The following is a 6,000-nucleotide window of genomic DNA, read 5'->3' as shown; positions in this document are numbered from 1 at the left end:
GCACACAAGATGGTGGCAAAGATATAGAGGACACCTGCAAGGTCTATTGTATCGGTTAATTTTGAACAGCTACTTATCATCATTTGTCTTGTGTTGGCAAAAACATCAACCACTACCGAACCGACAGCCAACGGCAAGCCTGCGCCACAGCCGCGGGGAAGGCAGCCGTCAGCGCCGCCTGCTCACCAGCATGACGCTGAGCAGTATCACGGCCAGCCCGCACAGCTGAACCATGGTGACATGCTCGCCGCCCACCCCCGCGCCAATGGCCACGGCAACCACCGGGTTGACATAGGCGTGGGTTGCAACCTCGGTTGCCGGCCTCACCTTCAGCAGCCATACGTAGGCCGTATAGGCCAGTATCGACCCGCATGTCACAAGATACAGCAATGCAGCCCAAGCGCGGCGCGGCACCTCGCCCAGGTCGGTCTGCTCGGCATCGCCGCCAAGCAGCGCGCAAACCCAGAACGCAGCGCTGGCCGAAAGCATCTGCCAGGCCGAGCCGGCAAAGCCGCCCACCGCCTCTGTGCCGCACGAGCGGTACTTTGTGTAGAGCGTGCCCAGCGCCCACGAGACACACCCGGCCACGAGCAGCAGCACCCCACGCTCATGGTGGACGGCACTGCCGCCGGAGCCCAGCTGCTCGACATAGAGCAGTGCCACGCCGCCAAAGCCCATCAGTATGCCGGCCACGGCCACGGGATTGTTGAATGTTTGCCGCCACGCCGGCACGTCGAGCAGCATTATCCACACCGCGGTAGACGAGGCGACTATGGCCACCAGACTGCTGCTGACATATCGCTGGGCGAGCATGATGACGGCCATGTCGACAAAAAGCAGCACCAAACCGCTCACGGCCGAGCGGCGCACCAGTCCCGTGCGCCACACGCGCTCACCGCGCAGGCGGCAGACGGCAAGCAAGATGAGCCCTGCCGCCGTGAAGCGGAAAGCCCCGAGAAGAAACGGCGGCAGCCCCTCGAGGGCCACACCGATGAAGAAATAGGTGGAGCCCCACACCACATAGACCAGGAAATAGGCTATGATGATGGCTGTGCGCGACGCTGCCCGTGTGCAGTTGCCAATGCTCATTAGATTCGGTTTGGGTGGTTGAAGAAAACTACCTCACGGCGTATGCCTACAGGCGGCAGCCTTACGGCCGTGTCTCTATCACGCAGTCGGCCGGAGCCTTGATGTTCTCGTCGATGGTGACAGAGCCTATGGCGTCGGCCACGATGCGCCCCGACGTGGGGTTCTTTATGTTGGTTATCGAGCCGCGTATGTCGGCCTGAAGCGTGGAGTATTCGAAAGCGCGGTCGCAGTCAGGGCCAAAGGTGCAGTTCTCGAGCACCAGGTCGTGGGCATAGCAGAGCGGTTGCTCGCCCGTGATATGGCAGTTTACCAGCCTAAGGTTGCGCGAGTGCCACCCCAGGTACTCTCCGTTGAGCTCCGAGTCGTAGACGGTGACGTTCTCAACCTCCCAGAAAGCATCCTTGGTAGTTATGCGCGCATTGCGCAGCTCTACGTTCTTCACGTATTGGAACACATACTTGCTCTCGCTCTCCAGCCCGTCGATGGTGATGTCTTCGCTGAACATGAACGGATAGGTCCCGCCCTGCAGCTTCAGGTTCTTGGCATTGATGCGCTTGCACCGCCAGAACACCTCGTCGGCATCGGTCATCTCCACGTTCTCGATGTCAATGTCGTTCATCTCGCGAAACATCTTCGGGGCGTCTATCTTGGTGTTTGTCATCTTCAGGTGGTCAGAATACCACAGTGCCGAACGCCCGCCGACGTCGAAGTAACAGCGGTCGATGGTAAACCCATGTACATGCCAGAAGGGGTAGTTGCCCTCAAAACGGCAGTTGGTCGCGATGATGTTGCTACACTCTTTTATGGCCGACTCACCCTCACGGATGGTCACATTGTCGATGTGCAGGTCGTGTGATGCGAACAGCGGGCGCTCTCCGCCAAACTCAGTGTTGCTGATAGTCTTCATTGTATAATTCGTTTTATCTGTTTATATTTTCAGTTTGCCGCCCGTCTTCAGTGGCTTCACTCGCCCGGCAAGGCGGCCGGCAATTCATTTTCGCTGCAAAATTAATATTTTCAACCGAGTAAACGGATATATCATTTACGGATGTTTTGGCATAAATTACTTGTTTGTGATTCTTTAAGTTCCATTTAGTTTTTGTGTGAAAGCCGCGATTGAAAGGCATCATTATCTGGACGCCACATATTCACACCGCATTCACAAACGGCCTCTCGGCCACCACGTGCCACGCCAATGACGACACAACCGCACACCCGACAAGGCATTGCAAAGAAACATCACGGCCGTGTCGGCCCGGCATCCGGAGTCTTAAAGAGGCCGTTTTGCTTTTCAACCGTCGGATAGAGGCATATTTTAGAGGCCGATTTGTTTGTTTGCCAACGAGCATGGCGGGCTATGTGATGAAACAAACATGCAAATATGGCCTCAAAGACATTCAATGCAACTGTTATAAGTAGCTGTTCAATATTAACCGATACAATAGACCTTGCAGGTGTCCTCTATATCTTTGCCACCATCTTGTGTGCTCTTTCGGGCCGCATACCAAAGTCTCATCGGTCGCGTAGCCCGCTACGCTCTCTCTTCGGACTTTGGCATGCATCTCCGAAAGAGCGCACAATTTGATGGCAATTAATTTTGAACACCTACTTAAAAGACAACTTTAATGAAATCAAAACTACTTCAAGAAAAGCAAGAGCCGAAAAAACAGAAATATAATATAGTATAAAATACCCGTCTACTCTAAACTATTTTGTATATTTGCAATCAGTTCAGACACCACGGGGAAATAGAGGGCACGCTCTCTCACTGACCGTCTGAATATGCCATTGCGGCACAACCGCATACATACATCAAACGTTTTGAATAGTAACCGAACAAAACACGAAATCAACAAAAACAAAAAATACAACGATATGAACAGGCTTTTATTCATATTTTTGCTAATGCTTCCGGTCGCAAATGCTGCGGCCCAGCGCGAGACTGAAGTCATAGAGACGCTACAGCAAGTGGAAAACAATGGCTTGACCCTGAAGCGCAAGGTGGCCATCGGCAGGTTCTCGAACGAGACCCAGTATGCAAAAGGCATATTCTACGACAAGGAGAACGACCCGATGGGCAAGCAGGCGCTTGACATCCTGTCGGCCAAGCTTGCCGCCACAGGCAAGTTTATAATGCTGGAGAGAAACGACCTTGCTTCTCTTCTTGACGAATGCCAGAAAGGCAACGGCACGGCACAGACCGTAGGAGCCGACTACATGATCATCGGCTCGGTGACAGAATACGGACGGAAGGAGACGGGCAAGAACCGCGTGTTCTCCGCTCAGAAGACCCAAACCGTGGATGCTGCCGTGGCCGTAAGGCTGGTCGATGTGTCGACAGGGCTTATAATATATGCCGACGAGGCCAAAGGCTCGGCCGAAGTGACCACAAAGACCACCCTCGGAGTGGGCGGACAGGCCGGCTATGACGCAACGCTGAGCGACAAGGCCATATCTGAAGCCATAGGCCAACTGGTGGAGAACATTGTGAACAAGTGTGCCGACAGTCCATGGAAGACTTACTTCATATCCTACGACACGGACGGAGTGCTCATTGCCGGTGGCAAGAGTCAGGGCATTACGGAGGGCATGACATTTGCCATAAAGACCAAGGGCAAGAAGGTGAAGAACCCACAGACCGGCATCATGATTCCCCTGCCGGGCAAGAAGGTGGGCCAGGCTACGGTGACAGCCACGGGAGGCAACACCCCCGAGACGGAGTATTCGGTGGTGACGGTGGACACGGCCGAAAAGATTGACGCCACCAACATGGGCAACTACATAATAGAGGAAGAACAATGAGAAAGACTATCATAATGCTTGCGCTGCCCGTGCTGATGGCCGGTTGCAAGGTCAACCTTCCCGTGGAGCAGCAGAGCGGCAAGGAAGACAGGGCCTACCTGCTGTTTGTCAGCCCCAATGAGTATGCCGGAAAAGACGTGCAAGTGACCATTGACGGCGGCAAGCCGTTCACGGCACGCGTGGTGAAGGGCAAGAAGTCTGCACGCCACGGCACACAATACGTCATAGGAACGGGCACCCGCACCGTCACCGTGAGCCATGGCGACAAGACTCTCTACCGGAAGAAGATTGTGGTTTCCACGCAAGAGGTGAAACAAATCACGCTGCCATGAGCAATAACCTGAAGTGGATTTTCGCCGCCGCGCTCCTGTTATGCGCTTGCACCGGGCCAGAGAGTCTGTACTCGTGGCACAACTACGACAATGCCATCTACAAGTACAACAAGCGGCAGACTGAGGAGCTGCAGGCCAAACTGCTCGACACCTACCGCCGCATGACCGAGTATCAGGGCGGAAAGCGCGGCGCAGTGCCGCCGGGTCTGTATGCCGAATACGGATACCTGCTCTACAAGACGGGCAAGAAGGACGAAGGCCTCAGCTTCCTCCGGCAGGAAATCAAGCTCTACCCGGAATCAGAAAGGTACATCTCACGGATAATAAAACAGATAGAAAAATGAAGAAAGCCATAGCCGCCATCGTGGGATGCGCCACACTCACAGCCTGCGTCACCACCTCACAGCCCACCCTCGCCGACCAATACCCGGCCATGTATGAGGAGCAACCGCTGTCGATAGTCATCATGCCGCCCATCAACAACACCAACCACGCCGAGGCAAAAGACTACTTCTATACCTCGCTCTACCACCCGCTGTGCGAAAAGGGCTACTATGTATTTCCGCCGGAAATGACGATGGAGATGCTTCAGCACGAGAGTGCATACGACGCCGAGCTGTTCGTCGACGGCGACTTGGGCAAGTTCCGCGATGTGCTCGGCGCCGACGCGGCCCTTTTCACCATAATAAAGGACTGGCGGCGCGACAACGTTGGCGGCAAGATAACGGTAAACATAGACTACCGCCTGCGCTCCACCAAGACGGGCCGCACGCTCTACGGGCGCGAGGGAGCCATAACCCTCGACACCAGCGTGGACTCTGACGACGACAGCAACAGCACCAGCCTGGCCGGCCTGATAGCCAACACGCTCCTCAACGCCATCTCCACAGCATCGACAGACAAGATACACGCGGGCCGCAAGTGCAACGAGCACGTGCTCTCTAACCTGCCCGCCGGCCGCTATTCGGAGTCGTTCCGCAAGGACTCCGTCAACGTGGCAGGCAGCAAACTGGTAAAAGCCACCATAAAGAAATAGCCGCCCCTGTAGTCATTGACAAGTCAACAGAGTAACAAAGCTTACCGTTTCATCGTCTGAAACGGCACGTTTTATTGTGCATTACAGTGCGTTTTGCAGCCCGAAACGGCACGTTTTGCAATTCAACAGGTATTCCATGACTTTGCATCATGGCAAAACGCAACATATTCCCCCACCAAAATCTTCAACAGAAACCAACATGAAAGACAAGAGATTTCATCTTTATTCTAATATCCCTAAAATCAAACAACACTACTGAAAACTAATAAACAGAATTAGCACTGCCACGACCGACAAGATTGAGGTCGGCCGGAAGCGCTACGAATACGCGCTCAAAGACTTGCCTGCGGACCGCTATTCCGACTCTTTCGGAAAAGACTCGGCAAACGTTGCCGGCAAACATAGCTGCCATATTGGGCGCTTACGGTAGGCGAACGGGCTGTGACAACTTGTCCCACGCCCACTTTGCAAGAGCCGACGCAACAAAACCCAACTGCATGAAAAACACTGCCTACAAACACAACGGGTCACAACAGCACAAGCACATATTGCCGCAAGAGGGCATAAAGCCAAACTGACGGCCAAACATTGGCCGTTTTGACGTTAAAACTAAACGGCACTCGAATGTTTGAGGAATATTTATTACATTTGCCACAGCAAGTTAGCAGAAGGAAAATGGCCCGGATAGCATCACTGGCCAATGACAGGTCCTTCACACTGTGCTGTAAAAGAAACTCCAAC

Annotated in this window: 6 protein-coding genes; 4 read left to right on the top strand and 2 right to left on the bottom strand. The window is 54.0% G+C overall.

Annotated features, from left to right (window positions below; translation table 11 throughout):
* Nucleotides 1–168 precede the first annotated feature (168 nt).
* Nucleotides 169–1,089 (bottom strand): EamA family transporter, encoded by a 921-nt coding sequence (locus tag H6B30_RS08240; protein ID WP_205109474.1) that lies wholly within the window; start codon nucleotides 1,087–1,089, stop codon nucleotides 169–171.
* 61 nt (nucleotides 1,090–1,150) lie between these two features.
* Nucleotides 1,151–1,996, bottom strand: a complete 846-nt coding sequence (locus tag H6B30_RS08235) for a DUF3737 family protein (protein WP_205109472.1) — start codon at nucleotides 1,994–1,996, stop codon at nucleotides 1,151–1,153.
* Nucleotides 1,997–2,964: 968 nt separating this feature from the next.
* Here H6B30_RS08235 and H6B30_RS08230 point away from each other — a divergent pair.
* The 4 genes from H6B30_RS08230 to H6B30_RS08215 are packed head-to-tail and all read left to right on the top strand — an operon-like array spanning nucleotide 2,965 to nucleotide 5,259.
* Complete coding sequence (locus H6B30_RS08230) at nucleotides 2,965–3,891, top strand: CsgG/HfaB family protein (protein WP_205109470.1); 927 nt, start codon at nucleotides 2,965–2,967, stop codon at nucleotides 3,889–3,891.
* Entirely contained in the window at nucleotides 3,888–4,223 is a 336-nt protein-coding gene (locus H6B30_RS08225) for a hypothetical protein (protein WP_205109468.1), read from the top strand. The genes H6B30_RS08230 and H6B30_RS08225 overlap by 4 nt, the downstream gene beginning before the upstream one ends.
* Nucleotides 4,220–4,567 carry a DUF4810 domain-containing protein gene (locus H6B30_RS08220; RefSeq protein WP_239483758.1) on the top strand — a complete coding sequence of 116 codons (348 nt, stop codon included), beginning with the start codon at nucleotides 4,220–4,222 and terminating at the stop codon, nucleotides 4,565–4,567. The genes H6B30_RS08225 and H6B30_RS08220 overlap by 4 nt, the downstream gene beginning before the upstream one ends.
* Nucleotides 4,564–5,259 carry a GNA1162 family protein gene (locus H6B30_RS08215; RefSeq protein WP_205109466.1) on the top strand — a complete coding sequence of 232 codons (696 nt, stop codon included), beginning with the start codon at nucleotides 4,564–4,566 and terminating at the stop codon, nucleotides 5,257–5,259. Before H6B30_RS08220 ends, H6B30_RS08215 begins: the two co-directional genes overlap by 4 nt.
* Nucleotides 5,260–6,000 lie beyond the last annotated feature (741 nt).

Origin of the sequence: Marseilla massiliensis (assembly GCF_016899955.1) — a bacterium.
GTDB classification, from domain to species: Bacteria; Bacteroidota; Bacteroidia; order Bacteroidales; family Bacteroidaceae; genus Prevotella; species Prevotella intestinigallinarum.
The sequence above is the reverse complement of the archived record's forward strand: the minus strand, read 5'-3'. Positions and strand labels throughout refer to the sequence as shown.